The 16776-nt window shown below is 40.5% G+C and carries 19 protein-coding genes; 7 read left to right on the top strand and 12 right to left on the bottom strand.

The annotated features are described in order from the left end of the window. Positions 1 to 482, top strand: a 482-nt coding sequence (locus LRA01S_RS08890; RefSeq protein ID WP_061775276.1) for an NUDIX hydrolase, incomplete at its 5' end; no start/stop codon positions are given. 56 nt (positions 483 to 538) lie between these two features. Here LRA01S_RS08890 and LRA01S_RS08885 read toward each other — a convergent pair. From LRA01S_RS08885 to metK, 5 genes are all read right to left on the bottom strand, one after another. Beyond that, on the bottom strand, positions 539 to 2929 hold the full coding sequence (locus LRA01S_RS08885) for a primosomal protein N' (RefSeq protein WP_061775275.1): 2391 nt from the start codon (positions 2927 to 2929) through the stop codon (positions 539 to 541). Positions 2930 to 3028: 99 nt separating this feature from the next. Beyond that, positions 3029 to 3436 (bottom strand): DNA-directed RNA polymerase subunit omega, encoded by a 408-nt coding sequence (gene rpoZ, locus LRA01S_RS08880; protein WP_061775274.1) that lies wholly within the window; start codon positions 3434 to 3436, stop codon positions 3029 to 3031. Positions 3437 to 3526: 90 nt separating this feature from the next. Then, positions 3527 to 4156, bottom strand: coding sequence for a guanylate kinase (gmk, locus tag LRA01S_RS08875; RefSeq protein WP_061775273.1), 630 nt, complete (start codon positions 4154 to 4156; stop codon positions 3527 to 3529). A gap of 209 nt (positions 4157 to 4365) precedes the next feature. Continuing rightward, positions 4366 to 5967: a ribonuclease Y gene (rny, locus tag LRA01S_RS08870; RefSeq protein ID WP_061775272.1), complete on the bottom strand. Its 1602-nt coding sequence runs from the start codon at positions 5965 to 5967 to the stop codon at positions 4366 to 4368. A gap of 245 nt (positions 5968 to 6212) precedes the next feature. After that, positions 6213 to 7400, bottom strand: a complete 1188-nt coding sequence (gene metK, locus LRA01S_RS08865; RefSeq protein WP_061775271.1) for a methionine adenosyltransferase — start codon at positions 7398 to 7400, stop codon at positions 6213 to 6215. Between the two features lie 293 nt (positions 7401 to 7693). Here metK and LRA01S_RS08860 point away from each other — a divergent pair, with 293 nt between their 5' ends. Beyond that, positions 7694 to 8419 (top strand): biotin--[acetyl-CoA-carboxylase] ligase, encoded by a 726-nt coding sequence (locus LRA01S_RS08860; protein WP_061775270.1) that lies wholly within the window; start codon positions 7694 to 7696, stop codon positions 8417 to 8419. Between the two features lie 58 nt (positions 8420 to 8477). On the opposite strand, the gene LRA01S_RS11425 is transcribed toward LRA01S_RS08860, so the two are convergent. After that, a complete protein-coding gene (locus tag LRA01S_RS11425) occupies positions 8478 to 8654 on the bottom strand; it encodes a DUF3272 family protein (RefSeq protein WP_082785437.1) in 177 nt (58 codons plus the stop codon). 200 nt (positions 8655 to 8854) lie between these two features. Between LRA01S_RS11425 and LRA01S_RS08855 the strand changes: the two genes are divergently transcribed. Continuing rightward, on the top strand, positions 8855 to 10009 hold the full coding sequence (locus tag LRA01S_RS08855; RefSeq protein WP_061775269.1) for a ring-cleaving dioxygenase: 1155 nt from the start codon (positions 8855 to 8857) through the stop codon (positions 10007 to 10009). Between the two features lie 54 nt (positions 10010 to 10063). Next, positions 10064 to 10675: a flavin reductase family protein gene (locus LRA01S_RS08850; protein WP_061775268.1), complete on the top strand. Its 612-nt coding sequence runs from the start codon at positions 10064 to 10066 to the stop codon at positions 10673 to 10675. Between the two features lie 59 nt (positions 10676 to 10734). On the opposite strand, the gene LRA01S_RS08845 is transcribed toward LRA01S_RS08850, so the two are convergent. From LRA01S_RS08845 to LRA01S_RS08835, 3 genes are all read right to left on the bottom strand, one after another. Continuing rightward, positions 10735 to 10926: a hypothetical protein gene (locus LRA01S_RS08845; protein WP_003137349.1), complete on the bottom strand. Its 192-nt coding sequence runs from the start codon at positions 10924 to 10926 to the stop codon at positions 10735 to 10737. A gap of 167 nt (positions 10927 to 11093) precedes the next feature. Further along, positions 11094 to 11567, bottom strand: coding sequence for a glutathione peroxidase (locus LRA01S_RS08840; RefSeq protein ID WP_061775267.1), 474 nt, complete (start codon positions 11565 to 11567; stop codon positions 11094 to 11096). Positions 11568 to 11582: 15 nt separating this feature from the next. Continuing rightward, on the bottom strand, positions 11583 to 12086 hold the full coding sequence (locus tag LRA01S_RS08835) for a QueT transporter family protein (protein WP_061775266.1): 504 nt from the start codon (positions 12084 to 12086) through the stop codon (positions 11583 to 11585). Between the two features lie 155 nt (positions 12087 to 12241). Between LRA01S_RS08835 and LRA01S_RS08830 the strand changes: the two genes are divergently transcribed. Together LRA01S_RS08830 and LRA01S_RS08825 are read left to right on the top strand one after the other, a co-directional pair. Continuing rightward, on the top strand, positions 12242 to 12676 hold the full coding sequence (locus LRA01S_RS08830) for a GtrA family protein (protein ID WP_061775265.1): 435 nt from the start codon (positions 12242 to 12244) through the stop codon (positions 12674 to 12676). Beyond that, complete coding sequence (locus LRA01S_RS08825) at positions 12676 to 13212, top strand: cysteine hydrolase family protein (protein WP_082785436.1); 537 nt, start codon at positions 12676 to 12678, stop codon at positions 13210 to 13212. Before LRA01S_RS08830 ends, LRA01S_RS08825 begins: the two co-directional genes overlap by 1 nt. An 81-nt stretch (positions 13213 to 13293) precedes the next feature. On the opposite strand, the gene LRA01S_RS08820 is transcribed toward LRA01S_RS08825, so the two are convergent. Together LRA01S_RS08820 and LRA01S_RS08815 are read right to left on the bottom strand one after the other, a co-directional pair. Further along, complete coding sequence (locus LRA01S_RS08820) at positions 13294 to 14220, bottom strand: YihY/virulence factor BrkB family protein (RefSeq protein WP_061775263.1); 927 nt, start codon at positions 14218 to 14220, stop codon at positions 13294 to 13296. A 29-nt stretch (positions 14221 to 14249) separates the two neighbouring features. Next, entirely contained in the window at positions 14250 to 15104 is an 855-nt protein-coding gene (locus LRA01S_RS08815) for a methionyl aminopeptidase (RefSeq protein WP_061775262.1), read from the bottom strand. Positions 15105 to 15331: 227 nt separating this feature from the next. Between LRA01S_RS08815 and LRA01S_RS08810 the strand changes: the two genes are divergently transcribed. Next, positions 15332 to 15775 carry a flavodoxin gene (locus LRA01S_RS08810; protein ID WP_061775261.1) on the top strand — a complete coding sequence of 148 codons (444 nt, stop codon included), beginning with the start codon at positions 15332 to 15334 and terminating at the stop codon, positions 15773 to 15775. A gap of 118 nt (positions 15776 to 15893) precedes the next feature. Here the strand turns inward: LRA01S_RS08810 and LRA01S_RS08805 are convergent, their stop codons facing one another. Beyond that, entirely contained in the window at positions 15894 to 16589 is a 696-nt protein-coding gene (locus tag LRA01S_RS08805; RefSeq protein ID WP_096824094.1) for a coiled-coil domain-containing protein, read from the bottom strand. Positions 16590 to 16776 lie beyond the last annotated feature (187 nt).

Below are 16776 nucleotides of genomic sequence, written 5' to 3'. Positions count from 1 at the left end.
TTTACAGCAAACATTTTGGCGTTTACGGGGTTTATTTCAAAGCCGGTAAGCTCTTATGTATCCACAAAAACGCTGGACCTTATCAAAATCGATATGATTTACCTGGCGGTAGTCAAGAAAATGGCGAAGGTCTAACCGAAACGCTTGTTCGAGAAATCAAGGAAGAGACCGGTTTCGCTGTCACCGCCTATCATCATAATAGAATTTATGATGCTTTCGTTAAACCCGTTCACGAGATAAGAACAGTCCATCATATTTTTGCCGTTTATGACGTTGAACTGGATTTCAATACCCCATCAAAACTGCCGAGGCAAGTTAGTGATGGTCTGAATGACTCAGATGGCATTGCTTTTGTTGATCTAAAAACACTCAATGCGACTAATGCTTCGCCCTTAGTTTTGAAAATTGTAGACGAGATTAATCAAAAAGAGGGCTATCTAGAAAAACTAGACTTCCTAGATTGGCAAATCATCCCTGATTAACTAAAACACCTCTAGCAATTGAATTTTTCACTGCTAGAGGTGTTTTTAAATTGATATCACATGAAATTCTGCGGTTCATTGTCAATGATGATGCGTAATTTTTTATTATCAGGGACTTGCGTTAAGTCTAAAACTTGGTTGAGCGCCTGTTCTAAATTCTTTTCAAAACGGTATTTGATCAATAATTGATAATGATAAAGGTTATGCGTCCGAGCGATTGGTTTTGGAATAGGTCCCAAGACACGTGCCTTTTCTGACAAATTTGCCTTAAGTAATGCCATGATTTCATAGGATTTTTTAACGACTTTTTCTTCATCTTGGTGGGAGATGACAAGCTGCACGGTATAAAAATAAGGTGGATAGTTCAACTTTCGTCTAAAGTCCATCTCTAGCTGATAAAAACCTTCATAATCATGCGCTTGCGCTAAACGGATGGCGTAATGATCAGGATTAAAGGTTTGGATCAACACTTCACCTTTTTTATCTGCACGACCTGCTCGACCTGCCACCTGCGTTAGGAGCTGGAAGGTGCGTTCTGAGGAGCGAAAGTCAGGGAGATTCAGAGCCGTATCAGCATTGATGACGCCAACCAAGGTGACATTTGGAAAATCAAGGCCTTTGGCAATCATCTGCGTGCCTAAAAGAATGTCAGCCTCACCGGCACCAAAGCTTGACAAAATCCGCTCGTGGGCGCCTTTTTTCTTAGTGGTATCGACATCCATCCGCAAAATTCTAGCTTCTGGTATGAGTTCTGATAACTCTTCCTCAACTTTTTGAGTGCCACTGCCATAGTATCTAATTTTTTTGCTTTGGCAATTGGGACAAGTATGCGGGATGCCCGTTGTATGCCCACAGTAGTGACAATTCAGCGTCTTCGTATCCATGTGTAAGGTGAGTGAAATATCACAGTTGGAACATTCGGGGACGAAACCACAATCTCGACACATGATAAAAGAGGAATAGCCACGACGATTAAGCATGAGGACGACTTGCTCTCCTTTGGCGATTTTTTCAGAAATCTTGTCAAGCAAGACTTCTGAAAACGAGGCTGATTTGTCATTCAGGTGCTTGCGCATATCAAGAATTTTAACTTCTGGAATTTCAGCCTGAGCACTCGCACGTTGTGTCAAATGTAGGAGTTGATAGACATTTTGCTGGGCACGCGCGCGGGTCTCTAGACTCGGTGTCGCAGATCCCAAAACGAGCGCTGCCCCATGATACTTTGCACGCCAGATGGCAACATCACGTGCATGATAACGTGGATTACTATCTTGTTTATAACTGGTTTCATGCTCCTCGTCGATAATAATGGCACCAATATTGTGCAAGGGTGCAAAAATCGCAGACCGTGCCCCAACAACAACCTTGGCTTTCCCTGACATAATCTTACGCCATTCATCGTACTTTTCACCATCCGATAAACCAGAGTGCATAATGGCAACATGCTCACCAAAACGCGCAATAAACCGATTAGTCATGAGAGGCGTCAGAGAAATTTCAGGCACCAACATAATGGCGGTCTTACCCTGTGAAATAGCGTGAGCAATAACTTGTAGATAAACTTCTGTTTTACCAGAGCCCGTCACGCCTTCCAAAAGAAAGGGCTTTTCTTGGCTACTAATGATCGCCTGATAAGCGGCCTCTTGCTCTGGATTTAACACCTTATGCTCATCTGGCGCAATGGTATCAAAATAGCCTTGGGTGCGTGATATTTCAACCTCCGATAGCGTTAAAATACCTTCTGACACAAAGAATTTGACCACATCACGCGAGTACAGTTTTACCAGATCCGTGTAGTCCCAAGCCCTTTCACCAATCTGATTTTGCGTCTGCAAAAAGTCTTGCAAGGCCAGACGTTTCTTAGCTCTAACTGCAATCGCTAGTGTTTTTAACTTATTTTCATCAGCTAAGGCGAGACGTTTCTTAGTCTTGATACTCTCCTTAGACTGGGCAACGTACTGAACTGCAATTTTGCCGTCACGATGGAGTTTCATCATGAGGGCCTGTTTGCTTTCGTCCAAGGAAGAGAAATGCAAGGCTTGCTCAGCACCGAAATACTGCTTTGCTATGGCTTTATCTTCTGTCGTTAAAATTTTATCGTAAGACGAGTTCAACAAGTTAGGTAACATGGCCTTAAGGATCGAAATTTTATAGGAAAAGACCGTTTCTCGCATGGCATCCGCTAAAGTCAATTGTTCTCTATTTAGCACGGGGTCAAAATCCAAGACTTCAGCAATTGATTTAAGTTCCTGACCACCGCTTTCTTTTTCATCGGCAAACCCAACAATAAAACCTTGCATCAGACGATTCCCACGCCCAAATGGGACATGAACACGCATGCCGATTTGAATCAAATCAGCGAGTTCTTCTGGTATGCGATAAGAAAATGGTTTATCCGTTTGCATTGTAGGCACATCGACAATGACTTGTGCGATTTTTTGAGACATAGCAACTCCTTTATGGCACCTGGCTTTAAACACCAATTAATGATAACAGCCACATACCCAAATGAAGTAAAACAAAAAACTGCCAAAGCAGTTTTTGTTTTACTCAGCAGCGTCTGCTTCAACCGCAACAGGCGCTTCAGGTGTTTCGACTGCCACTGCAACAGGTGCTTCAGTAACGCCTTTATCTTTGCGTTGTTTCGCTTCTTCTTCAGCTTGTTCTTTCGCAATTTGTTCTTTGATCTTACGTTCTTCATCAATTTTACGCAAGCGTTCCAACTCTCGTTTCTCTTTCAGAGCCATACGTTTTGCTTCAGGCGCTGGATGGATGCTGACATTCCCTTCTGCTAATTCTTCCAAGGCTTGCAAGGTCGGTTTTACCGATGAAAATGATTGGGTTGCAGCTTCACCATCACGTAATTCGTGGGCACGTTTGGCTTCCAAAACAACGAGTGAGTATTTTGAATCGACTTTGTCTAACAAGACATCGATTGACGGTTTTAACATCATATTTTGATAACCTCTTTATCATTCTAATTCTAGTTTCTCAAGTCTACTGTCTCAATATCGACAAATAGACGAGCGACATCAGATAGTGACTTATTTAATTTTTTGCGTTGCAGCATCTAACATGGCTTGATAACGACCAATCACACGGTCCACTCGGAAGTGCTCCGCTTCTACGATTTTTTTCACGCGCTCAACAGCGAGTGGGACTTCATCATTAACAACGGCATAATCATATTCACTCATGAGTTTGATTTCCTCACGCGCTTTTGCCATCCGCTCATTGATCACTTCAAGACTGTCCGTACCACGACCGCTGAGACGGTCACGTAGCTCATCCAAATCCGGCGGTGTTAAGAAGATGAAAACGCCATCTGGCACTTTTTCCTTGACTTGCAAGGCACCTTGAACTTCAATTTCAAGGAAAACATCCTTACCTTCGTCCAAAGTTTTGTTGACATACTCTAGAGGTGTACCATAGTAATTGCCGACATACTCAGCATACTCAAGCATTTGACCTGCCTTGATTCTTTCTTCAAACGCTTCACGCGTGCTGAAAAAATAATCCTTGCCATCCACTTCGCCTGGCCGCTGCTTCCGTGTCGTCATTGACACAGAATATTCAAATTGATGCTGGCTCGATTCAAAAATCGCCGCCCGTACAGTTCCTTTCCCGACCCCAGAAGGCCCAGAAAAAACGATCAGTAGTCCACGTTCTGGCATGTTTGCACTCTTTCTTTCATAGGAACACGCAAAAGTCTCAAAATCTTTTGCGTGAGTCCATTCAGTTATTTTTACATTTTACCATAATTTCTTAAGTTTGAAAAGGTGCTTGCAACATCGAAACTGTGTGAAACGTGATTTTTTTAGTTGGTGGCTACTTGATTGCTAAACAAATAAAAAAGCGCCACCTCATAAGGTGACACACTTTCTTATTTGGCGTAGTCAATCGCGCGTGTTTCACGGATAACCGTTACCTTGATATTTCCTGGGTAGTCCATATCATTTTCAATTTTTTCTTTGATGTCATGTGCCAAAACTGTCATCTTGTCATCAGACAATTTCGCAGGGTTAACCATGACACGAATCTCACGACCAGCCTGTAGCGCAAATGATGTGTCGACACCATCAAAGCCATTTGAAATTTCTTCCAAGTTTTGCAGACGTTTGATGTAGTTTTCAATCGATTCACGACGGGCACCCGGACGGGCTGCAGATAAAGCATCTGCTGCCGCTACCAAGACCGAGATGTTATTCGTCGGCTCAGTATCACCGTGGTGACTGGCGATTGCGTTGATTACGACTGGATTTTCCTTATATTTCTTGGCTAACTCAGTTCCGATTTCAACGTGGCTACCTTCAATTTCATGGTCTAGCGCTTTCCCGATATCATGTAAGAAACCGGCACGTTTAGCCAGTGTTACATTTTCACCCATCTCACCAGCAAGATTACCGGCAAGATTAGCAACTTCAATCGAGTGGTTGAGCACATTTTGACCATAAGAGGTTCTAAAATGTAAGCGACCCATGATTTTCATGAGGTCAGGATGCAGCGTGTGCGCCCCAACTTCAAAGGCAGCTTGCTCACCGTACTCACGAATTTTGCGATCCAAATCTTTACGATTTTTCTCGACTAATTCTTCAATACGGGCTGGATGAATGCGGCCGTCTTGGACCAGTTGTTCCAAGGTTAAGCGCGCAATTTCGCGACGGATGGGATCAAAACCTGACAAGATAACCGCTTCTGGTGTATCGTCGATAATCACGTCGATCCCCGTCAAAGCTTCAAAAGTCCGGATGTTACGACCTTCACGACCGATAATCCGTCCCTTCATGCTATCATCAGGCAGTGTCACAACACTTACCGTCTGCTCACTGACGAAATCTCCTGATACCCGCTGCATCGCTAATGTGATAATATTTTTAGCTTTTTTATCTGCTTCGGCCATCGCTTTGTCTTCGCTCGTGCGAATCAATTGTGCCATTTCTTTTGACAATGATTCTTTAGTCTGAGTCAGCACAATTTCTTTTGCTTCATCATGGCTCAGGCTTGCAATTCTTGCAAGTTCTGCAGCCTTTTCTGCTTCAATTTGCGACAATGCTTCTTCGCGCTTGCTGAGCGTGTTAGTTTTGTTTGATAGATTTTCTTCTTTTGAATCTAGAGATTGTTCTTTACGTGTCAACGTGTCATCCTTACGATCAAGAATTTCTTCACGTTGTTTCAAACGTTTCTCAGTTTCTTTTAACTCAATCCGAGTTTCTGCAAATTCATTTTCTATCGACTCACGACGTTTTTGACCTTCTTCTTTCAGCTCCAAAATCTTTTCTTTTCTCAGATTTTCTGCTTCTTTTTTCAGGTTTTCAGCCTCTGCCTTAGCCTGTCTTGTGAGTTCATTCGCCTTATTTTCAGCATGTTCAATCAAACTCTGGCTATCTGCCTGAGCGCTTTTTAACTGAGCATTACGGAAAACAAAGCCAATTCCTAATCCAATCAACAAGGCAATGATGATGCCAGCAATAAGTGCTCCAATCATTGTTTCCCTCATTTTTCTAATATCAGATCATCGTCAAAACTTCTATCTCAAAAGAACGTTTAAAATTCAATTTATCTGTCATCTTGCCAATCTGAAGTGTCCTTCAAATCCTTGACAGGCATGACTTGCTATAAATTTTTAAACATCTTCGTTACCATAGCAGTTTTAGGGATGCCTAAAAAAATTCGTAGTCTTAAGCAATAACTTAACACATACGAATTCATTATATCATATTATAAGATATTTCACAAAAGCGAACGCAAAATATCAACTTTATCTAATTTTTCCCATGGCAAATCTACATCCGCTCGACCGAAATGACCATAAGCAGCTGTCTGACGGTAAATTGGGCGCTTAAGATCTAACATCTTAATAATACCAGCAGGACGAAGATCAAAGTTTTCACGAATGGCAGTGATTAAACGATCTGATGAAATTTTACCCGTACCAAATGTATCCACATGAATCGAAATCGGATGGGCAACACCAATGGCATAGCTGAGCTGAATTTCAGCTTTTTCAGCAAGACCAGCGGCCACGATATTTTTAGCAATATAGCGAGCCGCATAAGAGGCAGAACGGTCAACTTTTGTCGCATCTTTACCAGAAAAGGCCCCGCCACCATGATGGGCATATCCACCATATGTATCCACGATAATTTTACGACCTGTCAAACCTGAATCCCCTTGAGGACCACCGATAACGAATCGACCTGTTGGATTGATAAAATATTTGGTTTCATCATCTAACAAATCAGCAGGAATCACTGCTTCAATGACTTTTTCGATGACATCCGCATGGATCTGATCATTAGTCGCTTCAGGTGCATGCTGAGTTGAGATGACAATAGTATCAATGCGTTTTGCAATATCATTTTCATCGTATTCAACTGTCACTTGACTTTTCGCATCAGGACGCAAATAAGCAATCTCGCCTGATTTACGTAAATCAGCTAATTTTTTAACTAACTGATGTGACAAAGAAATCGCAAGTGGCATATATTCAGGCGTTTCTTTGCTTGCAAAACCAAACATCAAGCCTTGGTCTCCAGCACCAATCAAATCCAACTCATCTTTTTGTTCAGTATCCCGAACTTCTTTCGATTCATTAACCCCTTGGGCAATGTCTGGCGACTGTTCCACGATAGACGGATGAACGCCAACTGTTTTGTAGTCAAAGCCAAAGTTAGCATCGGTATAGCCAATTTCTTTGATCGTATTTCTGACAATCTCGTCAATATTGACATAGGCTGTTGTTGAAATTTCACCAAACACATGGACAGACCCTGTGTAAACCACTGTCTCAGCGGCAACATGGGCATCTGGATCCTGCGTGAGAATGGCATCAAGAATCGCATCCGAAATTTGATCGGCAATTTTATCTGGATGTCCTTCTGACACGCTCTCACTTGTGAATAGATTTTTTTCTGACATAATTTTTCCCCTACTTTTCTAGTTTTTCGGTTACAGGAAACGGTTTTTGGAAATTTAAGGGTACCTCTATCAATTGCTTTTACACCTTTTGAGATAAAAACATTTGAGTACAAGGCGTGTCTGTACATGGCGCAGAGCACCAACCTAGTAATCGAGTATTTTAGCCAAAAGGTGTGAAACTGAATTTTTAGAGGTAGCCTTATAAACCACCTTCGGAAAGTAACACTCCTATTCTACCACGACCAACTGTTTTTCGCCATCATTTCTGGTTAATTCCGTGATATAATTTAAGCATGATTAAAAGAGAAACGATTCTAGCCCAAAATCCTTGGCTAACGGATGTCTCCGTTGTAGCTGAAACAACCTCAACACAACTTGATGCAAAAGATGATTTAGTCGACAAAAAATTGTTCATCGCCGAAATGCAAACCCAGACCCGTGGCCGCTTTGGTCGACAATATTTTGCCTCCAATGGTGACGGCATCTATATGTCGCTCGTCCTTAAAATATCGGATGACGTCAAAGACTATACAATACTAACAGCTGCAGCGGTTCTCTCAGCCATAGAAAATTTGACGTCAAAAAAACCACTGGTCAAGTGGGTTAATGATATCTATCTGGACAATAAAAAAATCTGTGGTATCCTAGTTGAGCATTTACTATCAAGCAACTCAATCATTATCGGCGTCGGTCTGAATTTCAATATTTCTAATTTTCCAATTGCGTTAAGAGAAAAAGCAGGTTCTCTCTTTACAAACGAAACACCGACCATCACACGTGAAAGTTTGATAGCTGAAATCTGGTCACAATTTAACCGGTTAAGCACAAGTCAAGACTTTTTCGAGATTTACAAATCCCATTCTTTCATTCTGGGTAAAACTGTCGAATTTGAAGAAAGCGGCCGCACCATTATCGGTACCGCGACTGACTTAACAGAAACAGGCGAGCTGATTGTCAATTCTGATGGCCTAGTCAAGGTCCTATCTTCTGGTGAAATCTCCCTAAAAAAATGGCTCTGATACCGGTTAATAGTGTCAGAGCTTTTTTCAAGACATAACAAAACTGTCGTCCTTTTTCTTACTTACTATTCAAACGAATCCATCGGTCTGCGCGATAAGCAAATCTTAATTTTCGGAATAACAAAAAGCTCCAAAAACCCATCAAGAAGAGACGGCCTGTCAATAGAGCGTCCGCAAAAAACCAAGCATAGATAATGGTCCCGAATATAAACACGTAAAATTGTTCTTTTATCATATAGGTCTATTCTAACAAATTCCCGAGAAATTTCAATTCTCAAGCACTCCACAAAAACGCAAATTTTTTTCGAGTGCTTAATTCAAGTCAAAATCCTTGCACTATTTTTAAAAATCGTTTATCATGAATTTATGATTAGAGTTTACAAACGTAAACAAACCTATCTTTTAACTGATTTATAAGAAAAAGGAGCTTGAAACATGAAAGACTCAACACTTGAAATTGACCAACGTTACCCACTCGGTGGGATTCACCATGTCACTGCCATTAGTTCTAGTGCCCAACATATTTATGATTTCTTTACAAACATCTTAGGTTTACGTCTCGCTAAATTAACCGTCAATCAAGACGATTACGAAACTTACCATCTCTACTTCACTGATGAAGATGGTAACGCTGGCACAGATATGACTTTCTTTGACTTCCCTGGTATCCCTAAAGGAACAAAAGGCACAAACAATATCGACCGAGCCTCTTTCCGTGTCCCATCAGATGCTTCCTTGACTTACTGGTTAGCACGTTTCGACCAAGCTGAAGTAACTCATGGTGATATTGACCAACGATTCGGCAAAAAATTTGTTGAATTTGAAGACTTCGACGGTCAACAATATCAACTTATTTCTGATCAAACAAATGTCGGCGTGCCTGCAGGTCAACCTTGGCAATTGTCAAATGTGCCTGATGAACATGCTATCATAGGCCTTGGTCCAGTCTTTGTTAAAGTTGCTAACTATGAACACATGGATCTGGTTCTGGACAAAGTCTTGGGCTTCCGTAAAACGGGTGATGAAGGTGCTTTCCACCAATATGAACTCGCTGAAGGTGGTAATGGCGCCACTTTAATCATCGAAGATGCACCTGATGAAGGCGTTGCTTGGCAAGGTTTCGGTAACATTCACCACTTAGCCCTTCGTGTTAAAGATCCTGAAAGCCTCAACTACTGGATTGAACGGATTAAATCTTTCCGCTTCCCTGATTCTGGTTTGGTTGATCGCTTCTACTTCTCAAGCGAATACTTCCGCGTGGCACCACAAGTATTATTTGAATTAGCAACAGACACACCGGGGATTGGCGCACTTGATATGGCTAAATCTGGTGCAGGTAAAGTTGACTCTTATGAAGAAGCCCTGATGACAAGCGGTTTCTGGATTGATGAAACAAAAGCAGAAGCTGGTCTTGATCTCAGCTTGCCACCCCATCTTTTCCCTGGTGATGAAGCCGTTAAAGCAGCTACTGTTGCCCGCCTTCGCCCACTTGATACGTCAGATGCTCATGACAAACGCGATGATAATGACATCTGGACGATTTCACGGATCTTGGCACACAATCCGCAAGCCATTCATAACGATAAATAAACAACTTGAGAATGGCGACTGATGTCGTCGTTTTCGTTAGCAAAGGAAAATTTTATGAAAAATTTCACCACTGATGAGCTTAATCGGCTCAATCCTTATCTAGCATATAAATTACTTTCGGGGAGTGTGATTCCACGCCCTATCGCTTGGGTGACCACACAGTCACCCGATGGTATCGTCAATGCTGCACCTTTTAGTTTTTTCAACGTCGTGAGTAGCCAGCCACCATTGGTCAGTATTTCCATGTTGGGCCAAAAAGATTCGGTCAATAATTTGCTGGCAACAAAAGAGGCGGTGATTCATTTTGTTTCACCGGATAATGTTGAAGCTATGAACATGACCGCAGCGAGTCTACCTCGTCAGATGAGTGAGACGGATACTTTCGGTATTCCGACTGAACCATCACGCACGGTAAGTGTCCCGTCAATTATTGATGCACCAATCAGATTTGAAGCGAAACTATTTAAACATATTCCTATTGAGTCTAATGGTTATGTTGTTAGTAACCTTATGTTGCTTGAAATTACCAATTTTGCTTTCTCTGGTGCCGTATTTGACGCTGAGAAATTTTACGTTAAACCTGATGCGTTTCAACCAATTGCAAGGCTTGCAGGAAATACCTATGCCGAATTAGGGGATTTGTTTGAGTTAGAACGGCCTCAATAAACTGACAGATGAAAAACGATGCCAATTTCAATAACTGACATCGTTTTTTCTTATTTTATTTAGGCACCCATATGCTCTTTTTCATCCTCCAACCAATGTTCCAATAATTCCGCAAAATTTTCATACATAATGTGTTTGGTTTGGGCAATTTCAGCACGGTGAAATTCTTGATTACCGATAAAAATTTCAGCAATTTTAGCTTGATTATGTCCGAGTTGCTTGAGTTTATAGACCATTTGTTCTTTGTTCATACTCTTGCTCCTTTCTGCGATTTCATTCCTTGAAATCTTGAAACTTGACCTACGCTATTGCTTCGGTCAAACGGGGTCATTCGCGGTCTGTGGCCGCTCAAAAGCTTTATTTTATTGTAAGCGTTTTCTATATATTTATTATAACATAAAAACGCCCAAATGAGCGTTTAAAGTATTGCTTCGATATCTTTTGCGATATTTTCAGGTTTCTTAGCTGAACCATAACGTTTGACGACATGTCCTGTTTTATCTACTAGGAATTTCGTGAAGTTCCACTTGATATCAGATGACAGCGCACCACCTTGCTCACCTTTTAAATAAGTATAGAGCGGATCAGCGTTTTCACCATTGACATCAATTTTCGCAAATTGTGGGAAAGTCGTGTGGTAGCGCAGCTCACAAAATTCAGCGATTTCTTCTGAACTGCCTGGAGCCTGTCCGCCAAACTGGTTAGATGGGAAATCTAAAACCGTGAAACCTTGCGCTCTGTAGGTATCGTAGAGGTCCTGCAAGCCTTTGTATTGTGGCGTGAAACCACAGCCAGTCGCCGTATTGACGATTAAAAGGGCCTGACCTTCATAGTCAGATAGAGAGACGAGCTCTCCTTTATTATTGGTTACTTTAAAATTATATATTGTCATGATTTTATTATACGCCTATTTTGTCAAATCCATGCGTTTCGAGACTTGAGAAATAATCACTGCGCCGATCAAAAGAGAGAGTAGCTCTCCCAAGCTACTGGTCAGCCATGTGAGGAAAAAGGGCACTTGGAACATGATCGCAAGTTCGGCAGCAATCGTAACCATCGAGAGAGAAAAGAAGATGGCAAAGTAAATAAATGCTTTGTTGGTGAGACCTTTGAGCACATCTTTGGTCATATATTTTTTGAAAAGATAAACGCCTAAGCTGACGAAAACGAGGGTTGATAGGCCACCGACGATGACATCAACAATCCCAAAAACCATGTAATTTGAAATCATACAGCCAATAGTGACGGCCCAGATGTATTTTTTATTGTAGAAGGCAAGGAAGTTAAATAGCTCCGATAGCCTAAACTGAATGGCGCCAGAACCCAACGGTCCTAAAACGACCGTAATAATGACGTAGAGGGCGATGACAATGGCGATTTGCACCATGTCAATCACTTTAAAGTTTTTCATGAAAGTCTCCTTTATCGCATCAGCGATTGTAATATGCTCCTGCGATTACTCGTCGCAGAAAAACATGTTCTGTCAAAGTGAGTAAGTACAGAGGGCTTGTTTTCAAGCAAGTACAAGTATAGCAAATTTACTCCAAAAATGATATACTTTTTTGTATGAAAACAACACTTAATAAGCTCATCAACAACCAGATATTTAAATATCTCGTGGCTGGTGTCGCTACAACTCTCGTCTTTTTTGTCTTTAAAATGCTGAGCTTTTCAGCCCTACAAAACGGTGTGGTATCTGAGGTCATCGCGCAAACCGTCTCCATTATATTTGCTTTTGTGACGAATAAGTTCTGGGTTTTTGAGAAAACAACGAACTCACTCTTGCAAGAATTTATCAAGTTTGTGACTAGCCGTATCTTTGTCATGCTTCTATCTGTTGTCGCCAACTGGTACTTTATTGATACACATCCAAGTATTCTTATAAATGCCTTTCATCTCACACTTGACCAAAGTGTCTTCCTACTCACCCTCTTCCTACAAGTTTTGACTATTGTTTTAAACTACATCTTCTCTAAATTCCTAATCTTTACTAAAAAATAATGATGAAACTAAACAAACAAACTACCTTATTACTAGTCATTGATCTGCAACCTTTTCTCTTAAAACTACTCAAAAAAGCAAAAACTTATGCGCCAGATCAAGTTCTTGAAACAAACGAAAAATTGATCACAATGATGACAAACGCAGGGATTCCTAGCGTATTAGTTAGTGTGACCCAAAAATTCTTACCTCGTAAGCTCCGTCAAAAATCGACCCAGCTTGCCGTTTCGAAAGATTTGCTAAGTCACAGCAAGGTGACAACTTACACCAAGTATCAACCAAGCGCCTATACCATTCCTGAGTTACGCGACTTTCTTGAACAACAAAACATTGAGACCACCATCCTTACTGGCGTTGTTACTAATAACGGTGTTTTTAAGACTGCTAAAGACTTGCTATCTGCTGGTTACAAGGTGATTGTGATGGAAGATGCTGCAACTGCACGCACCCAAAAATTACATGATCAAAGTATCGAAAAACTCAAAGCACTTGGTGCAACAATTCAAACTAGTGATTTTTTGATTGATATGATTTGATTGTCTTAATTTAGGATAGATGCTAGACTACTTCTTTCAATATAAAAAAACAAGGCTTGATAACCTTGTCTTTCAGCCAGATTAATTTGATCTGGTTTTTTCTTCAGATTTTTTAATATTGACATTTTTGATAATGGCGACGATTTCACCCCGCCTTGTCTCAATGTCGCCATGGCGCTTCAGGTAAACCGCATTTAATATGGCACCGAAGATCAGAACTTTGGCGATAAAAATAAACCAGATCATCAAAGCGAAGACGACCAAACTTCCGACAATTTTCAAGTCTGCCATCATATCTGTTGTTCTTCCGATATATTTCCCTAAGACATTGGTCAAGAAGACCAATACGAAGGTGGAAAAAATGGTACCAGGCATGACGTATTTGATCTTGCGAATTTTAACATTTGGCATGATAAAGTAGAGCAAGGCTAAGGCACAGAAGACGGTAATCGCAACTGCTGGTATGGTCATGTTGTGCAAGGTGGCATATAACCGTGGGTCAAACTTGATGTACTTGTAAATCTTGGCAAGCACGGTCTGACCAAATGTCGATAAAACCACAGCGGCAAACAGAAATAGAATAATCGCAAAACTGGCAATGATCGAGAAAAATTGGCTGACAAGAAAATCACGATGATGACTGACTTCATAAGCTTTGTTCATGGCCATTTGTAAACTTGTCATGGCCTTGGAAAAAGTCCAAAATCCAGTCAAAACCGATACCGACAGCAAACCTGTACTCGGTTTGGATAAAATACTCTCAACGATGTTAGCCACCGTTTCATAGAGCTGATGTGGTAGATTATCCTGTAAAAAATCAAGAATAACTGCGGTATCCAGATGAAGAAAGGGTAAGATATTCCCGACAATCATCAAGACCGGAAAGAGGGATAATAGTAGATAATAGGCGACTGCAATGCTCGACAAATTCATCTCAGCTGATTTATAAAAGAACATAAAATCATTGAGACGCCTGGATGCTAGAATTTTTTCAATTAAATTTTTCATGCCACCCCTTCCCTAATCTTTAAGCTTGCTTAATACGTACCTTCTTCACCTTGGCTAGTCAAAATCACTGGACCATTTTTGGTTACAACAAATTGATGCTCGTATTGACAAGAAAGGCTACCGTCAAACGTTGTATAACCCCGTTCATTACTTGGATGGTCAATTTCCCAATCACCAGTATTAATCATTGGTTCAATCGTCAAGACCATGCCTTCACGCAGGCGAAGTCCTTTGCCTGGCGTACCGTAATGTGGCACAAGTGGATCTTCGTGCATGGTCGGGCCAACACCGTGACCTACGAGATCACGAACAACTCCATAGCCAAAACTTTCTGCGTATGATTGAATGGCATGACCAATATCACCAATGCGATTGCCAACTTGAGCAGCTTCAATCCCACGATAAAGACTTTCTTTAGTGACAGCCATAAGCTGTTTGACCTCGTCAGAGACTTCCCCAACTGCATAAGCCCAACATGAATCCGCAACACCACCGGTGAAATTATCTGCCAGAGCCTTCATCGCCATACCATCATCAAAATTAGCTTTGCTCATGTCAATACCGCCACCTGTCCCAATGACCATGTCGACTTTAATCAAGTCACCAGATTTAAGGATGTGACCTTTACGTGGGAAGCTATGCGCTACTTCGTCGTTGAGGCAGCAGCAAGTAGCATAAGGGTAAGGATCGACGTTGCCTTCATCGACACCAATTTGTAAAGGGATGGCATTTTTTTCTTTACAGATGCGACGTACGTAGCTTTCGATTTCCCACATGTCAACGCCTGGTTTGATGATATCGCGAAGGCCGATATGGATACTCGCTAAAACGTCTGAAGCGTCCTGCATCATAGCAATTTCGCGCGGGGATTTAAGTGTAATCATTTATTAAAATATCCTTCTCATTTTTTAGTCTACTTCTATTTTATCAAATTTCTAGCACCTTTAGGGAATTTATTCGCTAGTAAATACATTTCTAAGGTATAAAAGATTGGTTTAGTGTCTATTTTATTTTTCTAAACAATTAAATAGACTAAAAAAGACACAAAACTTGATTTTTTAGCGTATTTTGGTATAATTTCCTTAATATAAAATGTAAATTGGAGATTATTATGGCTTTGGCTAAGATTGTATATGCTAGCATGACAGGCAACACCGAAGAGATTGCTGACATCGTTGCGGAAAAACTTGAGGCACTTGGTCTCGACGTTGATATTGACGAGTGTACGACTGTTGACGCATCTGATTTTGTAGATGCTGACATCGCAATCGTCGCTTCTTACACCTACGGCGATGGTGAGTTACCTGACGAAATCGTTGATTTCTACGATGACTTGCAAGATTTAGACCTGTCAGGTAAAATCTTTGGTGTTATTGGTTCTGGCGATACATTCTACGATGAGTTTTGTAAATCAGTTGATGATTTTGAAGCTGCCTTTGCAAAAACATCAGCTGAAAAAGGCGCTGACAGTGTCAAAGTTGACCTGGCTGCTGAAGAAGATGATATCGTCAGACTTGAAGCCTTTGCTGAAACACTTGCCGCTAAAGTGAGCTAATTTAAAATGATCAAAAGTAAAAATGTACGAGATTGTTCTCGTACATTTTTTGCATTTATTAGCCAAAATTTTAATACAAGTAAAAAAAGACACCATTAGGCATCTCTTTATTTTTAAATTATTGGTTAGCATCGGCAACAGCTTTGTCAGCTTTTGCTTTCAAGTCACTCACTTCATCTTGTGCTTTTCTAAGTCTAGCATCATAGTCAGCAATTGTTTTATTAGCATCACTTAACTTAGTCGTTTGATCATTGTAGTCAGCTTGAATTTTATTGAGTTGTTGATTAGCTGCACTTAACTCATTTTGTTTCGCATCAAACTCTCTTTGTTTCGCATCAACTTCTTTTTGTTTCTCAGCAACTTTTTGGTTACCTTCAGCGATTTTTTGGTTAATTTCGATAATTTTTTGATTTATTTCATCTTGTTTTTGTTTTGTCAATTCATTGACTTTGTTGTTCAATTCAGTTTGTTTGTTGTTTAATTCATTTTGTTTATTAGCAAGAGCTGTCTTCAAAGCTTCAACTTGATTTGTCAAGTCTTGTACATTACCTTGTAGCATACCGAGGATGCTTTGCGCTTTGCTTAAATCATTCTTCGCTTGATCTAAATTACCATTTAAATCTGTGATACTTCTCTTCTTATCTCTAATATTTTGAGACAATTTATCTATTGATTCAGAGATAGATTGCGTGTTACTTTCTCCACCCCAATGGATATCACTATTGGCCAATACCGGTGCAAGACCAGCTCCCCCAACAATTAAGAATGCCGTTACAACCAAAGCATAATACAGTTTTTTAGTTTTCTTTTTCAATTTAATTAATTCCACCCTTTTTTTATTTAAAGCTATTGTTTTTTAAATTTTCAATAACCTAATTATTCCACCAAAAATTAATCTATCTGTCAATCTTTTTAATTAATTTTCCTGAAAAATTTACAAAACATTCCGTTTTTCAAACAAAAAAGCCCTCATAGTAGGGCTCGTCACTTCTCAAAATTGG

This window comes from Pseudolactococcus raffinolactis NBRC 100932 (genome assembly GCF_001591765.1).
GTDB lineage: Bacteria > Bacillota > Bacilli > Lactobacillales > Streptococcaceae > Pseudolactococcus > Pseudolactococcus raffinolactis.
This window is presented reverse-complemented; position numbering and strand designations above follow the sequence as displayed.

What these genes read in the sequence shown, in the direction of transcription:
- LRA01S_RS08825 (WP_082785436.1), top strand. Translation starts at nt 12,676, where the DNA reads ATGATGAAACTAAACAAACAAACTACCTTATTACTAGTCATTGATCTG.
- LRA01S_RS08845 (WP_003137349.1), bottom strand. Translation starts at nt 10,926, where the DNA reads ATGAACAAAGAACAAATGGTCTATAAACTCAAGCAACTCGGACATAAT.
- LRA01S_RS08830 (WP_061775265.1), top strand. Translation starts at nt 12,242, where the DNA reads ATGAAAACAACACTTAATAAGCTCATCAACAACCAGATATTTAAATAT.
- LRA01S_RS08855 (WP_061775269.1), top strand. Translation starts at nt 8,855, where the DNA reads ATGAAAGACTCAACACTTGAAATTGACCAACGTTACCCACTCGGTGGG.
- rpoZ (WP_061775274.1), bottom strand. Translation starts at nt 3,436, where the DNA reads ATGATGTTAAAACCGTCAATCGATGTCTTGTTAGACAAAGTCGATTCA.
- LRA01S_RS08820 (WP_061775263.1), bottom strand. Translation starts at nt 14,220, where the DNA reads ATGAAAAATTTAATTGAAAAAATTCTAGCATCCAGGCGTCTCAATGAT.
- LRA01S_RS08815 (WP_061775262.1), bottom strand. Translation starts at nt 15,104, where the DNA reads ATGATTACACTTAAATCCCCGCGCGAAATTGCTATGATGCAGGACGCT.
- gmk (WP_061775273.1), bottom strand. Translation starts at nt 4,156, where the DNA reads ATGCCAGAACGTGGACTACTGATCGTTTTTTCTGGGCCTTCTGGGGTC.
- LRA01S_RS08810 (WP_061775261.1), top strand. Translation starts at nt 15,332, where the DNA reads ATGGCTTTGGCTAAGATTGTATATGCTAGCATGACAGGCAACACCGAA.
- LRA01S_RS08840 (WP_061775267.1), bottom strand. Translation starts at nt 11,567, where the DNA reads ATGACAATATATAATTTTAAAGTAACCAATAATAAAGGAGAGCTCGTC.
- LRA01S_RS08850 (WP_061775268.1), top strand. Translation starts at nt 10,064, where the DNA reads ATGAAAAATTTCACCACTGATGAGCTTAATCGGCTCAATCCTTATCTA.
- LRA01S_RS08885 (WP_061775275.1), bottom strand. Translation starts at nt 2,929, where the DNA reads ATGTCTCAAAAAATCGCACAAGTCATTGTCGATGTGCCTACAATGCAA.
- LRA01S_RS11425 (WP_082785437.1), bottom strand. Translation starts at nt 8,654, where the DNA reads ATGATAAAAGAACAATTTTACGTGTTTATATTCGGGACCATTATCTAT.
- rny (WP_061775272.1), bottom strand. Translation starts at nt 5,967, where the DNA reads ATGATTGGAGCACTTATTGCTGGCATCATCATTGCCTTGTTGATTGGA.
- metK (WP_061775271.1), bottom strand. Translation starts at nt 7,400, where the DNA reads ATGTCAGAAAAAAATCTATTCACAAGTGAGAGCGTGTCAGAAGGACAT.
- LRA01S_RS08860 (WP_061775270.1), top strand. Translation starts at nt 7,694, where the DNA reads ATGATTAAAAGAGAAACGATTCTAGCCCAAAATCCTTGGCTAACGGAT.
- LRA01S_RS08835 (WP_061775266.1), bottom strand. Translation starts at nt 12,086, where the DNA reads ATGAAAAACTTTAAAGTGATTGACATGGTGCAAATCGCCATTGTCATC.